This is a genomic window from Pannonibacter sp. XCT-53 (assembly GCF_009915765.1).
Classification (GTDB): Bacteria; Pseudomonadota; Alphaproteobacteria; order Rhizobiales; family Stappiaceae; genus Pannonibacter; species Pannonibacter tanglangensis.
Genome location: NZ_JAABLQ010000003.1, coordinates 246,842 through 271,389, shown reverse-complemented (window position 1 = coordinate 271,389; position 24,548 = coordinate 246,842). Strand labels below are relative to the sequence as shown.

The following is a 24,548-nucleotide window of genomic DNA, read 5'->3' as shown; positions in this document are numbered from 1 at the left end:
CGCTCAGGACGCTGCCCGGACGGGGATGTCGCGCAGCACCGGCGAGGGACGGGCCTCGGCCCGGGCCTCCTCGAGCAGCCGGTCGGACGCGGTTTCGATGTCGCCAGTCAGACGGTCGAAAAACGCCTGCTGGTCCAGACCCGGCGCGATCGGCGGCAGGAACTCCAGGATGACCTTGCCCGGATAGATGAAGAAGCTCTGGCGCGGCCAGTAGACACCGGCATTGAGCGCGACCGGCAGCACCGGGCACTCCAGCTCGCGGTAGAGATGCGAGATGCCGAACTTGTACTTCGGCTCGCCCCCCGCCGGCCGGCGCGTGCCTTCGGGGAAGATCAGGATCTGGCGGCCCTCGCCGATGGCTTCCTTCGCCGCATCCATCATGGCCGCCAGCGCGGCGGCCCGCTTGCCCCGGTTGATCGGGATCTGCTTCATCTTGGCCGTGTACCAGCCGAAGATCGGGATCCAGCGCAGCTCGCGCTTCAGGATGTAGGTGGGGTCACGGAAATGCGGGATGAGAGCGAAGGTCTCCCACACCGACTGGTGCTTCGAGGCGACGATGAAGCCACCTTGCGGAATGTGCTGCGCCCCGCGCACCTCCAGCGTCACGCCGGCAAACCAGCGCAGGAACAGGAGGTTGGCCCGCGCCCAGAACGGCACGACGATCCAGGCCACGCGGCGCGGCGTCAGGAAGACGAAGGGCGCGAACACGATCATCATGATCAGCGTGCCCAGGTAGAAGGCGGTCTGGAAGAGCAGCGAGCGCAGGAAAAGCATGGAACGCGACAGCCGAATGTGTGGGCAAGAAAGGTGAACCGGACGAGCAGCACCTGCCCGTCACACCGGCGGGCGGGGCACCGGCCCTTGCGCCCGACACCGGCAGCAGCAGCGGATCCGGGGGTTACTCCCCGTCCGGCAGACCGATGGTGCTGACCCGGACCCGGGCGACGGTATACTTCACAAACTCCCGCAAGAGAAGGCGGATTGTCCGCGGCCGCAGATACCAGTCATCCAGCTGCAGCTCCTCGGCCACCACCGGATAGGCAACGAGACGCAGATCGGGCATGGCCGCATTCAGCTCCATGCTGGCCCGCGGCAGGTGATAGGCGCTGGTGACCAGAACCAGAGACGTGAAGCCGTGCTCCTTGGCCCAGAGCGCCGCCTCGCTGGCGTTGCCGATGGTGTTGAGGGCCTTGCGGTCAAGATCGACGCAGCAGGCAAAGAGATCCTGCGGCGTGGTGGTGCGGGCGATGATCTGCTTGTCGGTCGTGCCCGGATTGACACCGGAGATCAGGAGCCGCCGGGCCCGCTGCTCGCTGAGCAGGGCAACCGCGCTTTCGATGCGCGCCTGACCGCCCGTGAGAACGACGATGGCATCCGCGCGCGGATCCGCCGGCGGCCGCATCTGCGACACCCGCTCGGCAAAGGACAGGAACGACACCACCAGCCACACCAGCGACAGCGCCAGCAGGCACCCCGGGATCCACCAGCGCTTGCGCAGGCGCCGGCGCCGGCGCACCGGTGCGACGGACACTTCCTCCCCGACCCCGCCAGGCTGCGCCTCCAGGCAGGGCTCCGGTTCGGCCCCGGGCCGTTGATGGGAAGTCAGAAACGTCATGCCGACAGGATAGTAGCCGATTCGGATGTTTTTTGGGCGTGGCAGGTCGTCACTCGATCCGGGCCAGCTGCGACTTGACGGCAAGTCCGGACGTCAGGGCCGTAAGGACAGCGACAAGAAACACCACGCCGACAACTCCGAAATACCCCGGCGTGCTGACCGCGACCGGACCGAACAACGCCGACATCTGGTCGGCGCCGGCGTGACCTGCGGTCTCCCGCGTGAAGACTTCGAGCACGAGGAAACAGCCAACCGCGATGACACCGCCGGCAATGCCCCCACGCAGGCCGAGCACGAGGAAATGCCGCTGGAACTCCCGCGCGATGAACCCGTCCTCCGCACCGACGAAATGCAGCACCGACACGACGTCGCGGTTGCCGGCCACCGCGGCCCGGGTGGCAAAGACCACGCTGAGAACCATCGAGAACAGCACCAGCGCCAGGATGCCGAAGCCGACCGCCACCACGGCCCCGGCCATGGCCGCCAGACGCGAGGTCCAGACCGAATGATCGTCGAGACTGGCGCCGCGCACCTCGCGCTCGATCTCCTGCTTGAGATCGGCAAGCTTCAGCGCCGAGGGATCCGACACGGTGACCTGCACCAGACGCGGCACCGGCAGCGTCTCGAGATCGAGCCCCGACCCCAGCCAGGGCTGCAGCAGGGCCCGGGTTTCCTCGTCCGAAAGGGCCCGGACGGTGCCGATGCCCTCGTAGCGCTCGGTGATGGTCACGGCGCGCTCGATCTGCTGCAGCATGTCGACGCCATCGGCGGGGCGGATCTGGATCGTCACCTCCCGCACCAGATCGTTGCTCCAGTCCTGGGCGGCATCCCAGACCACGGACACCGACCCGACCGTGAGGCAGGCAAGAAAGCTCATGATCGCAACGACAAGGGTCAGCGCGCGTCCGGCGACCGACTGCGGCGGCACGATCGGCGCGCTGCTGCGGATGCGCTCGTCGCCAGCGCCGCTGGCCTTGTTGCGGCGGCGACCCGGCAGACGCGGGCGCGGCACCGAGAGGCGCGAGGCGAGACCGCCGGCGGCCCTTGCGACACCGGCCTTGGCGACGCCGGCCATCCGCGCGGCGGCGGTCGGACCTGAGGCCGGACGCTTGCCGGCGGGGGCAGACGACGGGCGCGTCTTGCCGGCCGACCGTGCATCCGGGGCATCGACCGGCGGCAGCTCGACGGCCGGCGCGCGCGGCGATGCCTTCGGGGCTTCGGGGCCGTCGTGCGGCGGGCGGGGCGGGGTCTTCGGGGCCATCGGTTCAGCCTTCCCTCGGCGCGGCTTAGTCGAACACGCTGAGACGGCCGTCGGCCAGCACCATGCGGCGCGCCTCGACCTGCTCGAGCAGCGTGATGTCGTGGGTGGCGATCACCACCGAGGTACCGAGCCGGTTCAGCTCGATGAAGAGCCTGAGCAGCCGCCGGGCCAGCGGCGGATCGACGTTGCCGGTCGGCTCGTCCGCCAGCAGCAGATCCGGACGGGTGATGAGCGCGCGCGCAATCGCCGCCCGCTGCTTCTCTCCGCCCGACAGCACCGGAGGCAGCACATGCATGCGCTCGCCGAGACCGACCCATTTGAGCAGCTCGATGACGTCGGACCGGTAGTCGCCCTCGTCCTTGCCGAGGACGCGCAGGGGCAAGGCGACATTCTCGTAGGTGGTCAGGTGATCGAGCAGGCGGAAATCCTGGAACACCACGCCGATGCGGCGGCGCAGCTCGGGGAGTTCCTTCTTGTTGATCGTCGCCATGTCCCGGTCGAACACGCGGATGAGCCCGCGCGTCGGGCGCAGCGACATGAACAGCAGGCGGATGAGACTGGTCTTGCCGGCACCGGACGGCCCGGTGAGGAACTGGAACGACTGCCGCTCGATGCTGAAACTGACATCGCGCAGGATCTCCGGCCCCATGCCGTAACGCAGTCCGACGTTCTCGAAGCGGATCACGCAAAACCTCCGTGGACGGTGGCCACCCTACCCCCGCCCCGTTAACGCTTCATTAAACATATGACTGTCCTCATAACCAGCATGGGGAAATGCGCGCGCTCTTTGTTCCCCGCAAAAGAATGCCGGACTGATATCCTAGACGCCTGACGCGGCCCAATGACCGTGGAGCGAGAGCATCGTCCCATGAAGATCACCTGTCCGGACTGCGACACGTCCTACGAGATCAAGGCGGAGCTGGTCGGCGCCGAAGGCCGGAGCGTGAAATGCGCCCGCTGCGGCAATCGCTGGTTCATCAGCCCGCGCAAGGAGACGCTGGTCGAGCCCAAGCCGGCCGCCGGCTTCAAGGCCGACGCCCCCGCCAAGGCGGCGGAGCGCAGCGGCAAGGCAGCACCAGCCGCCGCACGCACCAGGGCAGCCGGCGACGGCGACGCGGCCGAGACCGCGGCAAGGACCGGTGAAAAGTCCGGCGCCGACAAAGGGGCTGATGACGGGGCTGATGATGGGGCCGATGATTGGGGCCTGGCCCCGCCCAAGAGCGAAAAGCTGAAGGACGAGGACTGGGCGACCGCCGAGGTTGAGGAAAAGGATACCGATGCCTGGTCCGATCAGGAGCGGGAATCGGATGAGCGGGCACGCGCCGCGCGGGCCCGGGAAGCCGAACTGAGACGCGCGGGCGGCAGCGAGGCAGACGCCGACGGCACCTGGAGCAACGCCGACGAGGGCAACGACGGGGGCAACGACGGGGGCGAGGCTGGGGATAGCGGGGGCGCCCGGGGGGGCGGCGCAGGCTTCGGAGCAGACCGCGACCGCAGCGAAGGCGACGAAGCGGAAGGCGGCGACGGCGAGGACGGCGAGCGCAAGCCGCGCACCATCGACATCGAGTCGCTGGCCAAGCGGAAGAAGATCAAGGTTAACCCGAAAAAGATGCGCAAGCCGCGCGACTGGTCGAAGCTGCGGCGGTACTTCAATCTTCAGACGATGCGCCGCGCCGGTGGCGTAATGATCCTGTGTCTGTCTGTCGGTCTTGGTGCCTGGCTCTTCTTCAACCGGTCTCTGGTCGTGCGTCAGGCACCTGATCTGGCCAGCCTGTTCGAGGTGATCGGCTACGAGGTGAACTTGCGCGGACTTGAGTTCCGTGATTTGAGAACCTTCCGGGAAATCGAGGGGGGATCGGCGGTTCTGGTGGTCGAAGGAACGATCCAGAACGTCACCGAGGACCCCGTGGCTGTGCCCGCCGTGCGCCTGGCGCTGCGGGGCGAGGACCAGCAGGAGATTTACGCCTGGACACTGGTGCCCCGGGCCGTCGGGCTCGAACCGCTGTCCAGCACCCGGTTTCGCACACGACTGGCGGATCCCCCGGAAACGGCCGCCGACATCCAGGTCCGGTTTATCGACCGGGCCCGACAACAGGCCGGACTACAGACGCAATGACGCCCCAGATCCACACCCTCTTCGACGAAGCCGAGATCGCTGGCCGCGTGCACACGCTGGCCGAGGAGATTGCGGCGGACGCGCCCCACCGTCTGCTCGTCGTGGCCGTGCTGAAAGGCAGCTTCATCTTCGCCGCCGACCTGGTGCGGGCGCTGCACCGCGTCGGCCAGCAGCTCGAGATGGAATTCATGCACCTGTCCAGCTACGGCGCCGGCACCACCAGCACCGAGGTGAAGGTGCTCAGGGACGTGGAAAGCGACGTGTCCGGACGCGACATCATCCTTGTGGATGACATCCTGGAATCGGGGCGGACCCTGTCGTTTGCGCGCGACCGGCTGCTGGCGCGCGGCGCAAAATCGGTAAAGATTGCAGCGCTGCTGGACAAGCCGGACCACAGAAAGGCCGCGATCGAGGCCGACTACGTGGGCTTCGTCTGTCCGGACAGGTTCGTGGTCGGATTCGGGATGGACATGGGCCATGCCTGGCGGCAGCTGCCCTATATCGGTTACGTGGTCGTGGACGAAGCGCCGCGGCAGGACAAGGGAACAGGAGGGTGACCATGGCCCGCATTCTTCTCACCGAAGATGACGACGCCGTCCGCACGTTCGTGAAGCGCGCCCTGGAGCTGGACGGGCACGAGGTGCAGGCGGCCGAGGACGGCGGCGAGGCCCTCGAAGTGCTGACGCGCGAACAGGGACGCTTCGACCTGCTGCTCTCCGACATCAAGATGCCGGTGATGGACGGGATTGCCCTGGCGCTTGCCACCGCGCGCGACTGGCCGAACCTGCCGATCCTGCTGATGACCGGCTTCGCCGACCAGCGCGAACGCGCCAACGGCCTCGACGCCCTGGTCCACGACGTGGTGACGAAGCCCTTCTCCCTCGCCGATATCCGCCAGGCCGTGCGCGACGCGCTCACCGGCACGGTGCGCGAGCCGAAACGCCTCTCGGCCTGACGTCAGGCGGACACGAGGGCGCCGCGCCCCTGTCCCGCCTCGTCCTCTCCCCCCCCCTCGTCCTCTTTCCGGACATGAAAAAAGGCGCGGATCTCCGCGCCTTTTTCGTTGGAATGCCGCTGCAGATCCCGGCGCACCGGCCGGGCGGCTCAGTAGTTCCGCAGCAGCCGTTCCAGATAGTCGAGCTCCAGCCGCGGACGGCTCGGATCGGAGAAGCGGCGACGCAGCTCCTCGAGGATGCGGCGGGCCCGCTGGACGTCGATCTCGTCCGGCACCTTGACCTGGCTGCCGAGATCCGGACCCTCGGTGCGGCGGGGCCGGCCAAGGGGATCCTCGTTAAGCGGCGAGCGCTGCTGCGCCATGCCGGGTCCCTCGCCCTCGCCCATCATCTGCTCGCCGAGCTGCTGCGCGCCGCGCCGCAGGGCATCGAGCGCGTTGCCCTGCTGGCCGGCCGCCTGCTCGCCGGCGCCCTGACCAAGCGACTGCTGCGCCTGACCCATGGCATCGCCGGCCTCGCCGAGGCCTTCGTTCTCGCCCATGCCGTTGCGACCCATCTGTTCCATCAGCTGCTGCAGCTGCTGGGCCAGATCGCCCTGCCCCTGCTCCAGCTGCCGCAGCAGCTCGCGCAGCTGCTCGGCCGTCATCGGCTGCTGCTGGCCGCCTTCGCCCGGCTGCCCCGGCTGCCCCGGCTGGCCGGGCTCACCCGGCTGGCCTTGCTGGCCTTGCTGCTGCTGCCGCTGGTCGCGGTTCATGCGGTTGGTCTGATCCATCAGCTCCTGCTGGCGCTGGATCATCTGCCCGAGCTGGTTGAGCATCTCCATCATCTCGTTGTTGAGCCCGTCCGGTGCCATCTGCGGCCGGCCGGTCTGGAGATTTTCCAGCATGCGCTGCATCTGGGCGAGAAGCTCGCGCGCGGCATCACGCGATCCGGTCCGGGCCAGCTCCTCGATGCGCTTGAGCATTTCCTCGAGATCCTGCGGCCGCATGGTCTGCTGGTTCGGGTTGAACGGCTGCATGGCCTGCGGGTTCTGCCGCAACTGCTCGGCCAGCGCCTGCATGTAGTCCTGCAGCGCCTTGCGCAGCTCCTCGGTGAGACGGGCGATTTCCTCGTCGGACGCCCCTTCCTCGAGCGCCTTGCGCAGGTTCTCCTGCGCCTCGCGCAAGGCCCGTTCGGCCAGCGAGAGATCGCCGTCCTCGATGGTCAGCGCCAGATCCCACAACAGCGGCAGCAAGGCGCGCAGCTCGTCATCGCTGCGGGCCGCGACGAGATTGCGATAGGCGAAGGTCAGGCCGAGATACGCCTTCGGCCGCACCTCGAACACGTCCGGCGCCAGCATCAGCGCGTCGAAGGCACCGATGACCCGGACCTGCGCATGTGCGTCCAGCGCCAGTTCGCGCCGCTGCTCGACGACGGCACGGGCCAGCGGGTTGGAGAATCCGCGCTGCGGCAGGGTGAAGCGATGCGGCTCGGACTGGCCGGTCTGGCCGGCCTCGTCGCGGGCGGTCAGCACGAGATCGACATCCGATCCGGCCCAGGGATGCGACGTCAGATCGCGGATGGTCTCCGCATTCTGGGTGGCGGCGGCGCGCGGCGGCAAGGACAGGGGAAACTGCGGCGCCTCCACCAGCGGACGCGGCTGCGGCCCGGACGGCTGGTCGCTGCGCGGGGCCGGGGAAATGGCCGCCTCGGCAGACAGGACACGATAGTCGTCGGAAGCCAGATAGGAGAGCTTGAGCGCCCCGCTCAGCTGCGTCTCCGGATCGTCCAGCAGACGGATCGTCGGCGGGGTGTCCGGCTCGACCTCGAACATCCAGCTGGCGACCTTGCCGCTGCTGTCGGAGAGATCGACCGGCCCGGTGGCCGTGAGGACGAGACGGGTCTCGGCCACACCGCCCGCAGACGCGGGTGCGGTCGCGCCGGTGCCGGTGCCGGCGGCGCCCGTGGCGGCAGCCGCGGTCTCGGGCTCGGCCGGCGTTGCCGCCGGTGCGGTGACGGCAAAGCCGGACAGGCCCTGGGCGCGGATGATGAGTTCGCTGCCGGCCGGAACGCGGATCGGCGCGCCCGGATCACGCAGCGCCGCAGTCTCGCCGGTCAGATAGACGGGCGGGCGGCCAGTGTAGACGGGCGGCGTCACCCAGGCATCGAGCCGCGTGGCGATCTCGGTCGTCTCCAGCGGCGCCCGGAAGGCCGAGGTCAACCGGTCCATGCGGTCGCCGGAGGCGACGGCAGCCCCGACGATGAGGCTGAGAAAGGCCACGACCCGCAGCGCGTAAGGGTCGCGGCGGAACGCCTGCGGATGGGCGAAGCCGGCGCGCAGGCTGCGCAACGCGGCCGCCATGCGGTCCTTGTGCACCTGCCACAGCGCCAGCGTGACCGGATCGGTGGGACGGGCCGGAAGATCGTCGATGAGCGCCGTCAGCGGACGATGGCTGTGGCCGCTGGCCAGCTCGACCCGGTGCAGGGCCTCGGAGTCACTCGGCAGGCGCACGTGGCGCAGGCCGCGCAGGCTGTAGAGGAGCGCCAGGGCAAAGGCTGCCACGCCGACCAGCCGCGCCCAGCCGGGCAAAAGCAGCCAGAAGCCGAGCCAGGAGACACCGACGAACAGCGCCACGAGGGTGAGGGCCTGATACAGCTCTGGCCACAGCCGTTCCCAGACCAGAGCCAGACGGCTGCGGCCGACGACGGACTTCAGCCGCCGTTCCGCCTCGGTCTTGTCGGGCGCACGCGATCCGGATGAGAGATCAGCGGCTGTTCCTGCCGCCCTGATCGGGTCTGCCAAGCTCCATGCCTCCGCTCTAAGCCAGCCCAACATGCTTCAGGGTGGGGCAAGAGGCCGGTTCCGGCAAGCTGTCGAAACCAACAAAGCACGGCGCAGCCGGTCACTCTTTGGAGAGCCAGCCCGGCAGACGGTCCAGACCGATGAGGTCATCATAGCTCGGGCGCGGCCGCACGACCGCATAATCCGGCCCGTTTACAAGGACTTCCGGGATCAGACGGCGCGTGTTGTAGGTCCCGGCCTGCACGGCGCCATAGGCTCCGGCAGAGTAGACCGCCATCAGGTCGCCGGCCTGCACGGCCGGGATCTCCCGCGACAGGGCGAGATAGTCACCGGTTTCGCAGACCGGACCGACCACATCGGCAACGATTCGCGGCGCGTCGGGCGCCGGCTCGACAACCGGACCAACCTCGTGATGGGCCTCGTAGAGCGTCGGACGGATCAGGTCGTTCATGGCCGCGTCGACGATGACGAAGGTCTTGCCCTCGCCTTGCTTCACGTAGACGACCTCGGTCACGAGGATGCCGGCATTGCCGGCAATCAGGCGACCCGGCTCGAAGATGATCCGGCAATCCAGCTCGCGCACGTGCCGCTTGACCACATCCGCATAGGCATCGGGATGGGGCGGCGGCGTATTGTTGGTGACATAGGGAATGCCGAGGCCGCCGCCGAGATCGACATGCTCGATGTGGTGGCCGTCGGCGCGCAGGTCACGGATCAGCTCGCCCAGCCGCGAAAAGGCCGCGTCGAAGGGCGCCAGTTCGGTGATCTGGGAGCCGATGTGCATGTCGATGCCGGTCACCGCGATGTTCGGAAGCTTCGCCGCCTCGGCATAGACCTCCCGCGCCCGCTTCCACGGAATGCCGAACTTGTTCTCGGACTTGCCGGTCGAGATCTTGGCATGGGTCTTGGCATCGACATCCGGGTTGATGCGGATGGAGACGCGGGCCGTCTTGCCCATGGCCTGGGCCACGGCCGAGAGCTGGACCAGTTCCGGCTCCGATTCGACGTTGAAGCACAGGATGTCCTCGGACAGCCCCAGAGCCTGCTCGGCACGGGTCTTGCCGACACCGGAGAACATGATCCGCTCACCGGGAACACCGGCCGCGCGCGCGCGGCGCAGCTCGCCCTCCGACACGACATCCATGCCCGCGCCAAGGCGTGCCAGCGTGGTCAGGACGGCCTGGTTCGAGTTGGCCTTCATCGCGTAGCAGACCAGCGCGGGAATGTCGCCGAAGGCCGAGGAGAAGACGTTGAAATGCCGGGTCAGCGTCGCCGTGGAGTAGCAGTAGAACGGCGTTCCGACCGACCGCGCGATGGCGGCGACATTGACGTCCTCGGCATGCAGGATGCCGTCCCTGAAGGCAAAGTGATGCACGGCGGAAACCCCGGACTGGCAGCCCCGATCGGACTGGTTACTGGATGAGCGCGTCGAGGAAGAAGCGGTCGGTCATCGGCCTGGCCTCGGCGGTTGCGGTGCCGGCCGGAGCCGAAACGGCCGGCGTGGCTGCCGCCACGGGGCCGGCGGCCGCAGACGGCGCCTCGAGCGGCCCGCGACGCCCGCAACCCGCCACAGCGAGCGCGACGCACAGACCGAGGGCCAGCGTGGCCAGATGACGGTTGGCCTTGTGACGATTGGACAGTTTCATTCCGGCAGAACCCCTGTTCGCGGCGCGGCTGCTCTCTCCTCGCATGAGCCACGGTTTCGGGCAAGGGCGGATGCGGCCTGTGCCGTGGACCCCGCCCGGGACGGGCCCGGGCGGCGCCCTCTCCCCTCAGCCCTTGCCGAGGGTCTTCAGCCAGCGGCGCGCCTGCTTGCGCACGTTGGCCGGCGCGGTTCCGCCGTAGCTGACGCGGCTCTTCACCGACTTGTCGACGGACAGCACCGAATACACCTCGCGCGTGATGCGCGGCTCGATCTCCTGCATGACCGCCAGCGGCACCTTGTCCAGCTCGACGCCCTCGGTGACGGCATAGCCGACGATCTTGCCGGTCACGTGGTGGGCATCGCGGAAGGGCATGCCGAGCACACGCACGAGCCAGTCGGCGAGATCGGTTGCGGTGGCATAGCCGGACCCGGCCGCCTTCTTCAGGCGCTTCACCTGCGGGTCCATGTCCCGCACCATGCCGGTCATGGCAGCAAGGGCCAGCGACAGGGACGGCAGGGCATCGAAGGCCTGTTCCTTGTCTTCCTGCATGTCCTTGGAATAGGCGAGCGGCAGGCCCTTCATCATCACCAGCAGCGCCATCATGCCCCCGTAGATGCGGCCCGTCTTGGCACGCACCAGCTCGGCCGCATCCGGGTTCTTCTTCTGCGGCATGATCGAGGAGCCGGTGGAGAACTTGTCCGACAGCTTGATGAAGCCGAACTGCGCCGAGCACCAGAGCACGATCTCCTCGGCAAAGCGCGACAGGTGCATCGAGCAGATCGACGCAGCCGCCAGCGCCTCGATGACGAAGTCGCGGTCGGACACGCCGTCGAGCGAATTGGCCATCGGCCGGTCGAAGCCAAGCGCGCGCGCCGTCATCATCCGGTCAATCGGGAAGGAGGTGCCGGCGAGCGCGGCAGACCCGAGCGGGCATTCGTTCATGCGCTTGCGGGCATCGGCGAAACGGCTGCGGTCGCGGGCAAACATCTCGACATAGGCCATCATGTGGTGGCCGAAGGTGACCGGCTGGGCCGACTGCAGGTGCGTGAAGCCCGGCATCACGTCACCGGCATGGGCCTCGGCCTTCTCGGCCAGCGCCACCAGCAGCTCGGCCAGCTGACCGTCCAGCGTGTCCAGCGTGTCGCGCACCCAGAGGCGGAAGTCGGTGGCAACCTGGTCGTTGCGCGAGCGGGCGGTGTGCAGCCGGCCAGCCGGCGCACCGATCAGCTCGGCAAGGCGCGCCTCGACATTCATGTGAATGTCTTCCAGCGCGCGCGAGAAGGTGAAGGTGCCGCTCTCGATCTCGGCAAGGATGGTGTCGAGACCGGCGGCGATCTTCTCGGCGTCCTCGCCCGCGACGATCTGTTGCGCGGCCAGCATGCGGACGTGGGCTTTGGAACCCTCGATGTCCTGTCTATATAGCTTCTGGTCGAAGCCGATGGACGCGTTGATCTCTTCCATGATCGCGTCCGGACCTTCGGCGAACCGGCCGCCCCACATGCGGTTGCTCATTGGATTGCCCCTTGGTAGACGCCCCAGGACGAGGTGCTCTTGGCAGGTATTGACGACATGACGACGCCGAAAGATCCGCAGCGCATCCCCCGCAAGCCTGTCGTGCTTGCCGGTCTTGCCGGAATTCTGGCCGCCATCGGGGCGGTATACGTGATTGGCGTGCCCGGTGGCAACTCGCCATCCGGCGAAAGCTGCGCCGGCGCGCTGGCCTCTGCTGCCGCTACGAAACCGCTGGCCACCGGCGAGGTGGCAGCCTTCCTGCCGGCGCAGAAGCCGCTTGCTCTTGCCGAGCTGGGGTTCAAGGCACCGGACGGCAGCCCGACGACGATCGACGCCTTCGAGGGCCGGACCATCCTCGTCAATCTCTGGGCGACCTGGTGCGCCCCGTGCCGAAAGGAAATGCCGGCTCTCGACCGGCTGCAGGCCGAACTCGGCAGCGACGCCTTCGAGGTGGTGGCGATCAACCTGGATCGGGGCGGCCCGGACAAGCCGCAGGCCTTCCTGCAGGAGATCGGCGTCAGCAAGCTCGCCTATTACTCGGACGAGACCAACCGGGTGTTCCATGACCTGCGCGCCAAGGCGCGGGCCACGGGACTACCGACGACGATCCTGATCAGCCCCGAGGGCTGCGAGGTGGGCACGATGTATGGCCCGGCCGAGTGGGACTCGCCGGAGGCCAAGGCACTGATCCGCGCCAGCATGGCAGCGGCCCCGACGCGGTAAACGGCACCCGCGGACGGAAAGGCGGACCTGACGGCCGGCCCCGGGGACGGCACGGCCTCGCCGGTCGGCTCAGACGCTGATGTCGACCGCGTTGCCGAGACCGGGGATCTTGCGGGCCTCGCGCCGCTCGGCCTCGGCCGGCGGCTGCGCCCGCTCGAAATCCGCCGTGCGGCGGGTTTCCACCTCCTCGTTGCGCTGGACCTTGGCTTCCACTTCTGCCCGGCGGGTCGCGACGGAATAGTCGGCGGCCGAGGTTCCGGAAATGGCTGTCATGCTTGCGTCCTTTCATCAAAGGCCGGATGCCGTCGGCTGGACGGATCCGGTGTGGCCGGTCAGACCGACACGTCAACCCGCCGGCCGAGCCCGCCCTGGGTGGCGATCCGCTCGGCATTGCGGGACAGTTCCTCGGCGCGGTTGGCCTTCAGCTCGGCCTGCTGCCGGACGGCATCGGCCTGGGCGGCCGCACGGTTCTCGTTCATCTCGGCAAGGCGTGCGTTGCGCCGCTCGGACAGCGCCATGTCCATGTCGCGCGCCGCGGGAGCGCCGGTGCGATAGGTCGTGATTTCCCCCATGTCTGGCCCCCTTTCCGTGGCAAAGTTCCGGAAGATCACAGGAAGAAGATAAGACGCTGACAGTTGAAATGTGTAAACGCGGGGAAGTTTCAAAAAATGCAGAAATCAATATGGAAAGGTGCGAAGTAAAATTCGTCGATCATTTGATTAAAAATTGAAGTCATGCCGCAGCGGCAGACGCGAGCGGACAAACAAAAAACCCGCGCCGGGAGCGCGGGTTCAAGGGGCTGCCCAGCGAGGGTCGGGCAGCGGGGGATCTGGGAAACGGTCAGACCGTGACGTCGACGGCGCCGCCCATGCCGGCCGGCGCGGAGCGGGCAGCGCCGCTCTGGGCCGCCTGGTCGAGCAGGGCGACGATGGCCTGGTCGGACTGGAGCGCCATCTTGGTCATCTTGGTCTGCAACTGGTCGCGGGTCTGGGCCTGCTGGGCCGACACGAGCGAGGTTGCAATCGATACGCTGTCCATGGGACCACCGGGTGGTTGCGAGTTGCCTCAATTTCACCCGGCCAGGTTAACATCCGGTTAACTGTCTTGCAGGCGCCGCCGCTGGATCTTGCCGGAGGCCGTGCGGGGCAGCTCGGCGACGAGGCGCCAGAGCTTCGGCCGCTTGTACTCGGCCAGCCCGCGCGCGGCATGGTCGGCGAGCTCCGCTTCGCCGACGGTCATGCCGTCGCGCAGCACAACGAAGGCGGCAATCAGCTCGACCCCGGTTCCGGCAGATGCGTCAGACGCCGGCCGGACCGTGGTCACCGCAACCTCGGCAACCGCCGGATGGGCTGCGAGAACCCGTTCGACCTCCTCGGGCGCCACGCGGTAGCCGAAGGCGTTCATGACGTCATCGGCCCGGCCCTCGTACCAGAGATAGCCCTCCGCGTCGAAGCGGGCCCGGTCGCCGGTCAGGAACCAGTCGCCACGGAACGCCGCCGCCGTCTCGGCCGGCCGACCGAAATAGCCCAGCATCAGCCCCGGGTCGGAGCGGTGCACCGCCAGCAGGCCGGTCGACCCGGGCGGCAGCGGCGCACTCCCCTCCCCGTCCTCCGCCAGCACGGCGACGCGGCGGCCGGCCTGCGGCTTGCCGGGACTGCCCGGCCGGGTGGAGACCTCGGGACCGCTCGAGACATAGGTTGAAATCTCGCTCATGCCGAGCGCCTCGTAGAGCGGACGGCCGCTGCGCCTCAGCCACTCGCCGTGCAGCGCGGCCGGCAAGGCCTCGCCGGCCGTGAGCCCGTGACGCAGCGCCGGAAAGGCCGCCGGCGTGACCTCGCCATACTTGAGGATGCGCCGGTAGAGGCTCGGAACGGCGGCAAACAGGGTCGCGCGGCTGCCGGCCAGCACATCCGGCCAGACCTGCGGGTCACGCGGCCCGTCATAGACAAGACTGGTGGCCCCGTTGGCCCAGGGGTCCATCAGACCCACACCCAGCGTGTAGGTCCAGTTGAAGGCCCCGGCATGCAGCAGGCGGTCCTGCCGCTGCAGGCCATACCAGCCCCGGTCCATCGGCCGGCGCCCGCGCGCGGCGCGGTGGGCGTGCAGCACGCCCTTCGGATAGCCCGAGGTGCCGGACGTGTAGATCAGGAAGGCGGGATCCTCCGCCCCCGTCTGCGCATAGGCCGCAGGCGGCCCCTGCCGCAGCGCCGCCAGCCCGTCCGGACCAAGGAAGCGGACGCCCGGCCGGTCAGCCGGCAGCGCCGTCGCCCCGTCATGGACGACGAGCACCGCGCCACTGTCGGCCAGGATCAGGTCGCATTCGGCAGGGGTCAGCAGGGACGAGCTTGGCACCGGCACGAAACCGCCGGCCATGGCGCCGAAGAAGACGAGCGGAAAATCGCAGGAATGGCCGATGCGCACCAGGATGCGGTCGCCCTGCGACAGGCCAAGACGACGAAGGCCGCCGGCGACACGCAGGATCGTGTCTTCCAGGCGGCCATAGGTCCAGGTCTTGAGAGCGGCGCCCCCGGGCCCCACCAGCTCCAGCGCCACGTCACCCGGAGCGGGCGCGGCGTTGGACAGGCAGTAGTGGGTGAGGTTCATGCGCCCGGTGTCCGCGCCGCGTCAGCGGGTCGGAACGGGCGTGTCACCGCGATAGTCGTAGAAGCCACGGCGGGTCTTGCGACCGAGCCAGCCGGCCTCGACGTATTTCACCAGCAGCGGGCACGGACGGTACTTGCTGTCGGCCAGCCCCTCATAGAGGACCTGCATGATCGACAGGCAGGTGTCCAGACCGATGAAATCGGCCAGCTGCAGCGGGCCCATCGGGTGGTTGGCACCCAGACGCATGGCGGTGTCGATGGCCTCGACCGAGCCGACGCCCTCGTACAGGGTGTAGATCGCCTCGTTGATCATCGGCAGCAGGATGCGGTTGACCATGAAGGCCGGGAAGTCCTCGGCCACGGCAACCGTCTTGCCGATGCGGGCGACGAAGCCCTTGGCAGCCTCGAAGGTCTCGTCCTCGGTGGCGATGCCGCGCACCAGCTCGACCAGTTCCATCACCGGAACCGGGTTCATGAAGTGGATGCCGATGAAGCGTTCCGGCCGGTCGGTGGTGGCGGCCAGACGCGTGATCGAGATCGACGAGGTGTTGGTCGCCAGCATCGCCTCCGGCTTCAGCACGGGGCAGAGCTGGGCGAAGATCTTGCGCTTCACCTGCTCGTTCTCGGTGGCCGATTCGATGACAAGATCCACGTCGGCCAGCATGTCGAGGTTCTCGGCACCGGAAATCCGGTCGAGAGCGGCGGAGCGTTCGTCCTCGGCGATCTGCCCCTTGCTGACCTGCCGCGCCATGTTGCCATTGATCGAGGCAAGGCCGGACTCGATCCGGTCCCGGGACAGGTCGTTGAGCAGAACCTGGTACCCTGCGAGGGCGCACACATGGGCGATGCCGCTGCCCATCTGGCCCGATCCGATCACACCGACTTTCTTGATCTCGACCACCATCGTTCAATCCGATTCTGTTGCAGGCCACGGTGACTCGGGCAACGGCCGCTGGCGGACCCCCACTCGAACCGCGCTATTCTTTACAAGACTGGCGCGTCGCGGCAAGAACTCCGGGCGGAAAAGCTGCCCGCCCCGGAGTTTTCATGAAAACCTGTGTCAGGCCCGTGGCAGATGCGCCGGATCCGGCCCCCGCAGGCAAAAACACCCGCGACCCCGGGGCCGCGGGCGCAGACGCGTGATCAGGCCTTTTCCAGCTCGGACTTGAGCTGTGGCAGGATGTCGAACAGGTCGCCGACGAGGCCATAGTCCGCCACCTGGAAGATCGGGGCTTCCTCGTCCTTGTTGATGGCGACGATGACCTTGGAATCCTTCATGCCGGCCAGATGCTGGATCGCACCGGAAATGCCGCAGGCGATGTAAAGCTGCGGGGCGACGACCTTGCCGGTCTGGCCCACCTGCCAGTCGTTCGGGGCATAGCCGGCATCGACGGCGGCGCGGGAGGCGCCAACGGCTGCACCCAGCGCATCCGCCACCGGCAGGATGACCTCCTGGAACTTCTCGGCAGACCCGAGCGCGCGACCACCGGAAATGATGATCTTGGCCGAAGCCAGCTCGGGGCGGTCGGACTTGGACAGCTCCTCGCCGACGAAGGACGACAGGCCGGCAGCCGCGCCGGCAGCGACGTCCTCGATGGCGGCCGAACCGCCCTGGGCGGCGGCCGCGAAGGAGGCCGTGCGAACGGTCAGGACCTTCTTGGCATCGCCGGACTTGACGGTCTGGATGGCGTTGCCGGCGTAGATCGGACGCTCGAACGTGTCGGCGTCGATCACGGCGGTGACGTCGGAGATCTGCATCACGTCGAGCAGGGCGGCAACGCGCGGCAGGGTGTTCTTGCCGTTGGCGGTGGCCGGCGCGACGATGGCGGAGTAGCCGCCGGCGAGCGAGACGATCAGGTCGGCCATCGGCTCGGCAAGCTGATGCGCCAGCGCGTCGCTTTCGGCCACGAGAACCTTGGCAACGCCGGACAGCCTGGCAGCTTCGGCGGCAGCGGCGCGGGCGCCGGTGCCGGCGACGAGCACATGCACATCACCGCCGAGCCTGGCGGCAGCGGTCAGGGCCTTTGCCGTGGCGTCATTGAGCGCGCCACCGGCATGTTCGGCCACGAGAAGGGTGGTCATGGATCAGTTCCTCCTGCGACGGGTCCCTCAGAGGACGCCGGCCTCGTTCTTCAGCTTGGCGACCAGTTCGGCGGCGGAGCCGACCTTGACGCCGGCCTGGCGCGACGCCGGCTCGACGGTCTTCAGCACCGTCAGACGCGGGGCGATGTCCACGCCAAGCTCTTCCGGGGTCTTTTCGTCGATCGGCTTCTTCTTGGCCTTCATGATGTTCGGCAGCGACGCATAGCGCGGCTCGTTGAGGCGCAGGTCCGTGGTCACCACGGCCGGCAGCTTCAGCTTGACGGTCTGCAGGCCGCCATCGACCTCGCGGGTGACGTCAACGGTGTCGGCGGCAAGATCGACCTTCGAGGCGAAGGTGCCCTGGCCCCAGCCGAGCAGCGCGGCCAGCATCTGGCCGGTCTGGTTGCAGTCGTCGTCGATCGCCTGCTTGCCGACGATGACGAGGCCCGGGGCCTCCGCCTCGACGACCTTCTTCAGGATCTTGGCAACGGCGAGCGGCTCGGTGGTCGCATCGGTCTTGACGAGGATGCCGCGGTCGGCCCCCATCGCCAGCGCGGTGCGCAGGGTTTCGGTCGCCTGGGTCGGCCCGACGGAAACGACAACCACTTCGGTGGCCTTGCCGGCTTCCTTCAGGCGCAGGGCCTCCTCGACGGAGATTTCGTCGAAGGGGTTCATCGACATCTTCACGTTGGCCAGATCAACGCCCGAGCCATCCGGCTTCACGCGGACCTTCACGTTGTAGTCGATCACCCGCTTCACGGGCACAAGGATCTTCATCGGTTCTATCCTCCCGCTCGGACGGCGTTTCTGCCGCACCGCATCAATGGTTCAAGCCGGCTTAGGAACCGGCACGGAAAACGGCGGGTTTCAGCCAAACTCTGCGTATGGCGGGCGACGGTAATCACCCGCACGTCAGGTGTCAACGATGGCGCAAGGGAAGTCGGGTCAGCTATTTGCTGCATTGCACGAACCGGCATCATCCCTTTGGCCAGGTCATCGGGTGCCCGTCGTGAGGCCCCTGTCGAACAATCGCACGCCCCGCCGGCGCAGGACCATCACGAGAACGGCACCCGCCACAATCCCACCGACATGGGCCGACCAGGCCACCTGGCCGTCGCTGTCGGTCACGAGATTGAAGAACTGCAACGCGATCCAGGCCCCCAGGGCCCAGAGCGCCGGGATCGGCAGCGGGATGCGGCCGAGCACCAGCACCCAGACACGGACGCGCGGATGCAGCATGACATAGGCCGCAACGATGCCGGAAACAGCCCCGGACGCGCCGACGAGCGGCACATCCGATCCGGGTGACAGGAGGGCATAGGCAAGGCCGCCAGCCGCCGCGGAGAGCAGGTAGAAGGCGAGGTACTTCACATGGCCCATGGCATCCTCGACATTGTCGCCGAACACCCAGAGGAACAGCATGTTTCCCGCCAGATGCCAGAAATCGGCATGCAGGAAGGCATAGGTGACGAGCGTGGCATTCTCCGGCACGGCCATCAGCTCGGGCGACAGGTCGCGCAGGTCGAAGAGCACGGACGGAATGAGCCCGTAGGAATAGGCGCTCGCCTCGTAGACCTCGCCGACCCCGGCCCCCTGCAGCACCACATAGGCGAAGACATTCGTCAGGATCAGACCCCATGTGACATACGGACGCAGCACGTGGCGCAGCGGGTTATGATCGTGAAGGGGAATGAACATGCCCGCCGCTGCTCCGTCGTGGGGCCAGACCTTACCGGTTTTTGCCCGGCACCCACAGAACGTCAAGCGCGCCCTTGTCGTTGAGATACCGCGAGGCGACGAAGAAGAAGTCGGACAGGCGGTTCATGTAGCGCGTTGCCGCCGGATTGACCTGCTCGCGGTCGGCCAGCTCCACCATCAGGCGCTCGGCCCGGCGCGACACGGTGCGGGCAAGATGCAGGTAGGTGGCCGCCGGCGTCCCGCCCGGCAGGACGAAGGAACGCAGCGGCTTGAGATCGGCATTGAGCAGGTCGATCGCCTCCTCGATCGCCGTCACCTGGTGATCGGTGATGCGCAGCGGCTCATAGCCGAGATCCTGGCCCGTTTCCGGCGTGGCGAGATCGGCGCCGAGATCGAACAGGTCATTCTGGATCCGCGACAGGATGGCATCGACCTGCGGGTCCGTCTCGCCCAGCGCCAGACGGACCAGACCGACGACCGAATTGGTCTCGTCCACGGTGCCGTAAGCCTCGATGCGCAGGTCATACTTCGGGCGCCGCTCGCCGGAGCCGAGCGCCGTCGTGCCGTTGTCGCCGGTCTTGGTGTAGATCTTGTTGAGGACGACCATTGCTTGCCTCGTTGTGTGCACCCGGCAGACCGCTGCCGGCGCGATGGGCCGCGACCACGGGGATCGCCGGCCAGGTTACGGGACCTGCCTTCAGGGCTTCGGGCCAAGGAAATAGAGCGTGCCCATGATCAGGACGATGGCGAGGAACTGCAGGCCGACACGCCAGCGCATCAGTTGCTGCGACCGGTTGGCCGAGCCGCCGCGGAACATGTTCCAGAGCCCCAGGAACAGCACCAGCGCCACGGCGCCAAGCGCGAAGGGGATCAGGTTGTAGAGGATATTGCCCATGATGGTTCCAATCTGGTGCCGCCCGGCCCCCCCGGCGCGGCAGAAGCTTCCTACGCCGCACACGCGGCAGCGGACCTGTCGGACAGGCCGGTTCCCGCTGTCATTCTTCCTTGTCGGCCGCGTTGATCAGCATCCGGTCGAGCGCCCGCGTCGACAGCAGGCGCTTCAGCACGGTCATCACCTTGGTCGGCACGGTGGTGCGATAGCGGGCCTTCGGCCGGGGTGATTCGATCGCCTGGATCAGCTGGTCGACGACCGCCTCCGGCGGCAGCTTGAAGCGCCCGGGCTCGCCGTTCTCCATCCGCTTCAGCCGGCGCTCGTAGGCAGCCCGGTGCGCCGAGGCAGCCAGGCCCTCGGCGCCGATCCAGCGATGGAAATTCGCCATGGCATTGGCCGTGAACCGCGTGTCGATCGGACCGGGCTCGATCAGGACCACATGGATGCCCGTGCCGGCCAGCTCGTGCCGCAACGTGTCGGAATAGGCCTCGAGCGCAAACTTCGATGCGGTGTAGGCACCGCGGTACTTCATCGCGATGAAGCCCAGGATCGACGAGCACTGGACGATGCGCCCCGCCCCTTGCGCACGCATCACCGGCACGACCTGCCGCGTCAGCGTGTGCCAGCCGAAGAAATTGGCCTGGAACAGCTGCCGCATGGCGTCGGTCGGCAGATCCTCCAGCGCACAGGGCACGGCATAGGCGCCGTTGTTGAACAGGGCATCGAGCCGTCCGCCGGACCGCGCCAGCACCTCGCCCAGCGCGTCATGGATGCTGGCCTCGTTCTCGTAGTCGAGCCGGAAGGCCTCGAACCCCTGGGCCTTCAGCTCCGCCACGTCCGCGTCGGTGCGGGCGGTGGGAAAGACGCGCCAGTTCCGGCCGCGCAGCAGCCGCGCCGCCGAGGCACCGATGCCGCTGGAACAGCCGGTGATGAGGATGGAACGGGCTCCGGTGGCGGTCGCCGGTACATGCAGATCCGTCATTGCGGCGGGTCTCGGTCCTTGTCTCGGATCAGCCTTGCCTGAGGCCGGTCCCGTGTCAGATCGGCTCGCCGGCGAGCAGCCTGGGGGCCGGACCGGCAAAGCCTGCGGCCTCCCGGATGAACCCCGCCTTCAGGCGCGGCATCCGGTCGACAAGGCCGAGGCCAAGGTCGCGGATTCCGCGCAGGATGTCGATATCATTCGAGAACAGGCGATTGAGCACGTCCGTCACCACGCCCATCTGGAAGGCGTCGAAACGGCGCCAGGCCTGATAGCGCTCGAGCACGTCGAGGGCGCCGACATCCTGGCCGAGGCGGCGGGCCGTCACCAGAACCTCCGCCAGCGCCGCCACATCCTTGAAGCCCATGTTCAGCCCCTGGCCCGCGATGGGATGGATGCCGTGCGCGGCGTCACCGGCGAGCGCGAAGCGGGGACGCACATAGGCGCGCGCCAGCGTCAGCCCGAGCGGATAGGCATGGCGCGGCCCGTCGAGCTCCACCTTGCCGAGATGCAGGCCGAAACGGCGCTCCAGTTCGATCTCGAAGGTGAAATCGTCGCCGCGCACCAGCCGATCGGCATCCGCCGTGCGCTCGGTCCAGACGAGCGACGAGCGGTTGCCCGGCAGCGGCAGGATGGCGAAGGGGCCGGCGGGCAGGAAATGTTCCTCGGCGCGGCCATTGTGCGGCCGCTCGTGCCGCACGGTGGTGACGATGCCCGACTGGCCATAGGCCCAATGGACCGTGCGGATGCCCGCAAGGTCCCGCAGGCGCGACTTCACGCCGTCGGCGGCGACCAGCAGGGATGCGGTCAGCGTGGCGCCGGACCCGGTGTGAACCGTGACCCGGTCGGGCCCGATGCTGAAGTCGCGGGCCGTGTCGGGCGCGATGAACTCCACGCCCAGTCCGCTGGCGGCCGCATGCAGCGCCGGCAGCATGACGCCGTTCGGCACCATGTGGGCAAAGGGCTCGCCAGCCTCGCGGTCACCCGAAAAGGTGAGATAGACCGGCCGCACCGCATCGCGCAGGCGGCTGTCGGTGACGATCATCTCGTTGATCGGCTGGGCACGGCCGCGGATCTCGCTCCAGATGCCGAGCTGGTCCAGCATCCGGGACGCGGCGGCGGCAATCGCCGAGGCGCGCGGATCCTTGCCGAGCGTGTCCATCGGCTTGGGGTCGATGACCGCGACGGCCATGGCCGGATCCGCCTGTTTCAGCGCCAGCGCCAGCGACAGGCCGACATAGCCGCCCCCGGCAATGGCCACATCGAAGTGCTGGCCCTGCGTTGCTGACACGCCCATGCTCATCTCCTTCACCCGACAGGGGCACGGGATGTGACCCGGACCCTGTCCGCATATAGGGCTGCCCCTTCCCTTGGGACAGCATTGACTTGCGGCCCGCGCCCGCGTCCAAGTCGAGCCGACGTGCCCGGACCGGCCGGTCCGGCACACGGGACCATCCCTGCCGGGCCACTGTTGCCCGAAGCATGTAGCAAGGATTGCGGCGATGAACACGGCCATCGAGACACTTTTGTCCATTCTCGACCTCGAACCGCTGGAACACAATCTGTTCAGAGGTCGCAGCCCCCAGGTGGGCTGGCAGCGCGTCTATGGCGGACAGGTCATCGGCCAGGCCCTGGTGGCCGCCTCGCGCACGGTGAGCGAGGACCGGCACATCCACTCGCTGCACGGCTATTTCCTGCGGCCCGGCGATCCGGCGGTGCCGATCATCTATGATGTCGACCGCATCCGCGACGGCGGCAGCTTCACCACGCGGCGTGTCGTCGCCATCCAGCATGGCCAGGCGATCTTCTCCATGTCGGCATCGTTCCAGACCCTGGAGGACGGGCTGGAGCACCAGGTCGACATGCCGGACGTGCCGATGCCGGAGGATCTGCCGAGCGAGAAGGACCTGAAGGAGAAGTTCCTGCAGGTGGCGCCGGACAACGTGCGCAAGTACTGGGAACGGGAACGGCCGATCGAGCTGCGCCCGGTCGACCTGACGCATTACTTCAGCGCCAAGAAGCTGGAACCGACGCAGCATGTCTGGGTGCGGGCGACCAGCCGGCTGCCGGATGACCAGCGCATCCACCAGTGCGTGCTGGCCTATGCCTCCGACATGACGCTGCTCGACACCTCGCTGTTCCCGCATGGCAAGTCGGTCTTCAGCCCGGACATCCAGCCGGCCAGCCTCGACCACTCCATGTGGTTCCACCGCCCGTTCCGGGCGGACGAGTGGCTGCTCTACTCCACCGACAGCCCGTCATCGTCCGGCGGCCGCGGCATGAACCGCGGCACGCTGTACAGCCGCGACGGACAGCTGATCGCCTCGACCGCCCAGGAGGGCCTGATCCGGCTGAAGCGCAGCTGAGAGGTCAGCGCGGCGAGAAGCCCGAGATGGCCAGCGGATTGGAGGTCATGGCCTGCGCGTCCGGCGTGTCCGGCTGAAGCGCCCCGGTAAAGGCGTCGAACAGGCGGCGGACGAACCCTTCCGGCAGGTCGGAGGTGATGAAGACCAGCCGGGACCGGCGGTCCGCATCCGGCCAGGCCGGCAGGGTGACGGGCGGGTGGAACACGTGCTGCACCCCGTGGATGACCACCGGACGCTCCGGGTCCTCGGCGATGCGGATGATGCCCTTGACGCGCAGGAGCTTCGGCCCGTGCGCCGAGCGCAGCAGGTCGATGAACATCTCCAGCGCCGCCGCCGGCACCGGACGGCTGGCTGCAAGCGTGAAGGCCCGGATCTTGTCGTCGTGACGGTTCACGTCATGAGGGTGGTGCCCGTGATCATGGTCATGCCCATGATGGTGATGGTCATGGTGGCCGTGATGCGCATGACCGTGGTGGTCATGGTCATGGTCATGATCATGATCGTGGTGACCATGCGCATGCCCGTGCCCCTTGCCGTGATCGTGATGGTGATGGTGATCGTGGCCATGCGCATGGCCATGGGCCGGCTTCGGCTCGTAGGCCTCGGCGTTGAGCCAGCGGGCGACATCGGGGATCTTGCTGGCCGGATCATAGAGCCCGGCGTTGAAGAGCCGGGCCGCGTCGGCCTCGCCCTGCGACGCCAGCAGCTGCGGCGCACCGGGATTGAGGCTGCGCAGCCGGGCCTGCAGCGCGGCAAGCGCGGCCTGCCCCTCGGCACCGGCGAGAAGATCGGTCTTGGTCAGGACGAGGCGGTCGGCCACGGCGGCCTGGCGCACCGATTCGACATGCTCGTCCAGCGTCGACATGCCGTTCACCGCATCCACCAGCGTGACCACGCTGTCGAGACGGTAGCGCAGCATCAGGTAGGGATGCAGCATCACCGTGTGCAGGATCGGTGCCGGATCGGCCAGACCGGTGGTCTCGATCACCACGCGGGCGAGCTTCTCCATCCGGCCGTTGTCCAGCCGCCGCAACAGGTCTTCCAGCGTGTTGATCAGATCGCCGCGAATGGTGCAGCAGAGGCAGCCCGAGGACAGCTCGAGCACCCCGTCATCGGCCCGGTCGACCAGCAGGTGATCGAGCCCGATGTCCCCGAACTCGTTGATGATCACCGCCGTGTCCGCCATCAGGGGATCCTTGAGGATCCGGTTCAGGAGGGTCGTCTTGCCGGCCCCGAGGAAGCCGGTCACGATCGACAGCGGAATGGGCGGCTTCGGTCCGCGCGGCTGCGCGGCGGTCGGTTCGACGGACATGCAGTGGT

At 67.9% G+C, this 24,548-nt stretch carries 26 protein-coding genes; 5 read left to right on the top strand and 21 right to left on the bottom strand.

Features of this window, described 5'->3' with window-relative positions:
• Positions 1–3: 3 nt before the first annotated feature.
• From GWI72_RS18295 to ftsE, 4 genes are all read right to left on the bottom strand, one after another.
• Positions 4–774 (bottom strand): lysophospholipid acyltransferase family protein, encoded by a 771-nt coding sequence (locus GWI72_RS18295; RefSeq protein WP_161677532.1) that lies wholly within the window; start codon positions 772–774, stop codon positions 4–6.
• Positions 775–898: 124 nt separating this feature from the next.
• On the bottom strand, positions 899–1,531 hold the full coding sequence (locus GWI72_RS18290) for a YdcF family protein (protein ID WP_209000175.1): 633 nt from the start codon (positions 1,529–1,531) through the stop codon (positions 899–901).
• 133 nt (positions 1,532–1,664) lie between these two features.
• Positions 1,665–2,876, bottom strand: a complete 1,212-nt coding sequence (locus GWI72_RS18285; protein WP_244314408.1) for a cell division protein FtsX — start codon at positions 2,874–2,876, stop codon at positions 1,665–1,667.
• Positions 2,877–2,901: 25 nt separating this feature from the next.
• Entirely contained in the window at positions 2,902–3,561 is a 660-nt protein-coding gene (gene ftsE, locus GWI72_RS18280) for a cell division ATP-binding protein FtsE (protein ID WP_161677534.1), read from the bottom strand.
• Between the two features lie 183 nt (positions 3,562–3,744).
• On the opposite strand from ftsE, the gene GWI72_RS20230 reads away from it, so the two are divergent.
• From GWI72_RS20230 to GWI72_RS18260, 3 genes are read left to right on the top strand one after another with little or no spacing between them, the layout of a single operon-like run.
• Entirely contained in the window at positions 3,745–4,992 is a 1,248-nt protein-coding gene (locus tag GWI72_RS20230; protein WP_244314407.1) for a zinc-ribbon domain-containing protein, read from the top strand.
• Positions 4,989–5,549: a hypoxanthine phosphoribosyltransferase gene (gene hpt / locus GWI72_RS18265; protein ID WP_161677535.1), complete on the top strand. Its 561-nt coding sequence runs from the start codon at positions 4,989–4,991 to the stop codon at positions 5,547–5,549. The genes GWI72_RS20230 and hpt overlap by 4 nt, the downstream gene beginning before the upstream one ends.
• Before the next feature lie 2 nt (positions 5,550–5,551).
• Positions 5,552–5,947 (top strand): response regulator, encoded by a 396-nt coding sequence (locus GWI72_RS18260; protein ID WP_161677536.1) that lies wholly within the window; start codon positions 5,552–5,554, stop codon positions 5,945–5,947.
• A gap of 149 nt (positions 5,948–6,096) precedes the next feature.
• Here GWI72_RS18260 and GWI72_RS18255 read toward each other — a convergent pair whose 3' ends face one another.
• From GWI72_RS18255 to argH, 4 genes are all read right to left on the bottom strand, one after another.
• On the bottom strand, positions 6,097–8,727 hold the full coding sequence (locus GWI72_RS18255; RefSeq protein ID WP_209000174.1) for a TIGR02302 family protein: 2,631 nt from the start codon (positions 8,725–8,727) through the stop codon (positions 6,097–6,099).
• A gap of 100 nt (positions 8,728–8,827) precedes the next feature.
• On the bottom strand, positions 8,828–10,102 hold the full coding sequence (gene lysA, locus GWI72_RS18250; protein ID WP_161677538.1) for a diaminopimelate decarboxylase: 1,275 nt from the start codon (positions 10,100–10,102) through the stop codon (positions 8,828–8,830).
• A gap of 37 nt (positions 10,103–10,139) precedes the next feature.
• Positions 10,140–10,373, bottom strand: a complete 234-nt coding sequence (lptM, locus tag GWI72_RS18245) for an LPS translocon maturation chaperone LptM (protein ID WP_161677539.1) — start codon at positions 10,371–10,373, stop codon at positions 10,140–10,142.
• Between the two features lie 126 nt (positions 10,374–10,499).
• Entirely contained in the window at positions 10,500–11,885 is a 1,386-nt protein-coding gene (gene argH / locus GWI72_RS18240; protein WP_161677540.1) for an argininosuccinate lyase, read from the bottom strand.
• A 57-nt stretch (positions 11,886–11,942) separates the two neighbouring features.
• Between argH and tlpA the strand changes: the two genes are divergently transcribed.
• Positions 11,943–12,608 carry a thiol:disulfide interchange protein TlpA gene (gene tlpA, locus GWI72_RS18235; RefSeq protein ID WP_161677541.1) on the top strand — a complete coding sequence of 222 codons (666 nt, stop codon included), beginning with the start codon at positions 11,943–11,945 and terminating at the stop codon, positions 12,606–12,608.
• A gap of 69 nt (positions 12,609–12,677) precedes the next feature.
• On the opposite strand, the gene GWI72_RS18230 is transcribed toward tlpA, so the two are convergent.
• The 12 genes from GWI72_RS18230 to GWI72_RS18175 form a co-directional block, all read right to left on the bottom strand.
• On the bottom strand, positions 12,678–12,881 hold the full coding sequence (locus GWI72_RS18230) for a hypothetical protein (RefSeq protein ID WP_161677542.1): 204 nt from the start codon (positions 12,879–12,881) through the stop codon (positions 12,678–12,680).
• Between the two features lie 59 nt (positions 12,882–12,940).
• Positions 12,941–13,180: a hypothetical protein gene (locus tag GWI72_RS18225; RefSeq protein WP_161677543.1), complete on the bottom strand. Its 240-nt coding sequence runs from the start codon at positions 13,178–13,180 to the stop codon at positions 12,941–12,943.
• Positions 13,181–13,448: 268 nt separating this feature from the next.
• Positions 13,449–13,646, bottom strand: coding sequence for a hypothetical protein (locus GWI72_RS18220; protein ID WP_161677544.1), 198 nt, complete (start codon positions 13,644–13,646; stop codon positions 13,449–13,451).
• 57 nt (positions 13,647–13,703) lie between these two features.
• A complete protein-coding gene (locus GWI72_RS18215; RefSeq protein WP_161709567.1) occupies positions 13,704–15,212 on the bottom strand; it encodes a class I adenylate-forming enzyme family protein in 1,509 nt (502 codons plus the stop codon).
• Positions 15,213–15,233: 21 nt separating this feature from the next.
• Positions 15,234–16,115: a 3-hydroxybutyryl-CoA dehydrogenase gene (locus GWI72_RS18210; protein WP_161677546.1), complete on the bottom strand. Its 882-nt coding sequence runs from the start codon at positions 16,113–16,115 to the stop codon at positions 15,234–15,236.
• Between the two features lie 239 nt (positions 16,116–16,354).
• A complete protein-coding gene (locus GWI72_RS18205) occupies positions 16,355–17,293 on the bottom strand; it encodes an electron transfer flavoprotein subunit alpha/FixB family protein (protein ID WP_161677547.1) in 939 nt (312 codons plus the stop codon).
• Between the two features lie 27 nt (positions 17,294–17,320).
• Positions 17,321–18,070 carry an electron transfer flavoprotein subunit beta/FixA family protein gene (locus tag GWI72_RS18200; protein ID WP_161677548.1) on the bottom strand — a complete coding sequence of 250 codons (750 nt, stop codon included), beginning with the start codon at positions 18,068–18,070 and terminating at the stop codon, positions 17,321–17,323.
• Positions 18,071–18,286: 216 nt separating this feature from the next.
• Positions 18,287–18,991, bottom strand: coding sequence for a rhomboid family intramembrane serine protease (locus GWI72_RS18195; RefSeq protein ID WP_161709566.1), 705 nt, complete (start codon positions 18,989–18,991; stop codon positions 18,287–18,289).
• 31 nt (positions 18,992–19,022) lie between these two features.
• The gene (locus GWI72_RS18190) at positions 19,023–19,598 is read right to left on the bottom strand and encodes a cob(I)yrinic acid a,c-diamide adenosyltransferase (RefSeq protein WP_161677550.1); all 576 of its coding nucleotides are present in this window, start codon (positions 19,596–19,598) and stop codon (positions 19,023–19,025) included.
• 90 nt (positions 19,599–19,688) lie between these two features.
• Entirely contained in the window at positions 19,689–19,886 is a 198-nt protein-coding gene (locus tag GWI72_RS18185) for a twin transmembrane helix small protein (protein WP_161677551.1), read from the bottom strand.
• Between the two features lie 100 nt (positions 19,887–19,986).
• Positions 19,987–20,865, bottom strand: coding sequence for an SDR family oxidoreductase (locus GWI72_RS18180; RefSeq protein ID WP_161709565.1), 879 nt, complete (start codon positions 20,863–20,865; stop codon positions 19,987–19,989).
• 55 nt (positions 20,866–20,920) lie between these two features.
• A complete protein-coding gene (locus tag GWI72_RS18175) occupies positions 20,921–22,165 on the bottom strand; it encodes a ubiquinone biosynthesis hydroxylase (RefSeq protein WP_161677553.1) in 1,245 nt (414 codons plus the stop codon).
• Positions 22,166–22,364: 199 nt separating this feature from the next.
• Here GWI72_RS18175 and tesB point away from each other — a divergent pair, with 199 nt between their 5' ends.
• Entirely contained in the window at positions 22,365–23,228 is an 864-nt protein-coding gene (gene tesB, locus GWI72_RS18170; protein ID WP_161709564.1) for an acyl-CoA thioesterase II, read from the top strand.
• Positions 23,229–23,232: 4 nt separating this feature from the next.
• On the opposite strand, the gene GWI72_RS18165 is transcribed toward tesB, so the two are convergent.
• Positions 23,233–24,540: a CobW family GTP-binding protein gene (locus tag GWI72_RS18165; RefSeq protein ID WP_161709563.1), complete on the bottom strand. Its 1,308-nt coding sequence runs from the start codon at positions 24,538–24,540 to the stop codon at positions 23,233–23,235.
• Positions 24,541–24,548: the final 8 nt, after the last annotated feature.

Bases quoted from the DNA above. Each gene is read 5' to 3' on its own strand.
- GWI72_RS18200 (WP_161677548.1), bottom strand. From the start codon at position 18,070: ATGAAGATCCTTGTGCCCGTGAAGCGGGTGATCGACTACAACGTGAAG.
- GWI72_RS18230 (WP_161677542.1), bottom strand. From the start codon at position 12,881: ATGACAGCCATTTCCGGAACCTCGGCCGCCGACTATTCCGTCGCGACC.
- GWI72_RS18190 (WP_161677550.1), bottom strand. From the start codon at position 19,598: ATGGTCGTCCTCAACAAGATCTACACCAAGACCGGCGACAACGGCACG.
- GWI72_RS18260 (WP_161677536.1), top strand. From the start codon at position 5,552: ATGGCCCGCATTCTTCTCACCGAAGATGACGACGCCGTCCGCACGTTC.
- GWI72_RS18195 (WP_161709566.1), bottom strand. From the start codon at position 18,991: ATGTTCATTCCCCTTCACGATCATAACCCGCTGCGCCACGTGCTGCGT.
- lptM (WP_161677539.1), bottom strand. From the start codon at position 10,373: ATGAAACTGTCCAATCGTCACAAGGCCAACCGTCATCTGGCCACGCTG.
- tlpA (WP_161677541.1), top strand. From the start codon at position 11,943: ATGACGACGCCGAAAGATCCGCAGCGCATCCCCCGCAAGCCTGTCGTG.
- GWI72_RS18285 (WP_244314408.1), bottom strand. From the start codon at position 2,876: ATGGCCCCGAAGACCCCGCCCCGCCCGCCGCACGACGGCCCCGAAGCC.
- GWI72_RS18210 (WP_161677546.1), bottom strand. From the start codon at position 16,115: ATGGTGGTCGAGATCAAGAAAGTCGGTGTGATCGGATCGGGCCAGATG.
- GWI72_RS18225 (WP_161677543.1), bottom strand. From the start codon at position 13,180: ATGGGGGAAATCACGACCTATCGCACCGGCGCTCCCGCGGCGCGCGAC.
- tesB (WP_161709564.1), top strand. From the start codon at position 22,365: ATGAACACGGCCATCGAGACACTTTTGTCCATTCTCGACCTCGAACCG.
- GWI72_RS18175 (WP_161677553.1), bottom strand. From the start codon at position 22,165: ATGAGCATGGGCGTGTCAGCAACGCAGGGCCAGCACTTCGATGTGGCC.
- GWI72_RS18220 (WP_161677544.1), bottom strand. From the start codon at position 13,646: ATGGACAGCGTATCGATTGCAACCTCGCTCGTGTCGGCCCAGCAGGCC.
- hpt (WP_161677535.1), top strand. From the start codon at position 4,989: ATGACGCCCCAGATCCACACCCTCTTCGACGAAGCCGAGATCGCTGGC.
- GWI72_RS18205 (WP_161677547.1), bottom strand. From the start codon at position 17,293: ATGACCACCCTTCTCGTGGCCGAACATGCCGGTGGCGCGCTCAATGAC.
- GWI72_RS18165 (WP_161709563.1), bottom strand. From the start codon at position 24,540: ATGTCCGTCGAACCGACCGCCGCGCAGCCGCGCGGACCGAAGCCGCCC.
- GWI72_RS18295 (WP_161677532.1), bottom strand. From the start codon at position 774: ATGCTTTTCCTGCGCTCGCTGCTCTTCCAGACCGCCTTCTACCTGGGC.
- GWI72_RS18185 (WP_161677551.1), bottom strand. From the start codon at position 19,886: ATGGGCAATATCCTCTACAACCTGATCCCCTTCGCGCTTGGCGCCGTG.
- argH (WP_161677540.1), bottom strand. From the start codon at position 11,885: ATGAGCAACCGCATGTGGGGCGGCCGGTTCGCCGAAGGTCCGGACGCG.
- GWI72_RS18180 (WP_161709565.1), bottom strand. From the start codon at position 20,865: ATGACGGATCTGCATGTACCGGCGACCGCCACCGGAGCCCGTTCCATC.
- GWI72_RS20230 (WP_244314407.1), top strand. From the start codon at position 3,745: ATGAAGATCACCTGTCCGGACTGCGACACGTCCTACGAGATCAAGGCG.
- GWI72_RS18215 (WP_161709567.1), bottom strand. From the start codon at position 15,212: ATGAACCTCACCCACTACTGCCTGTCCAACGCCGCGCCCGCTCCGGGT.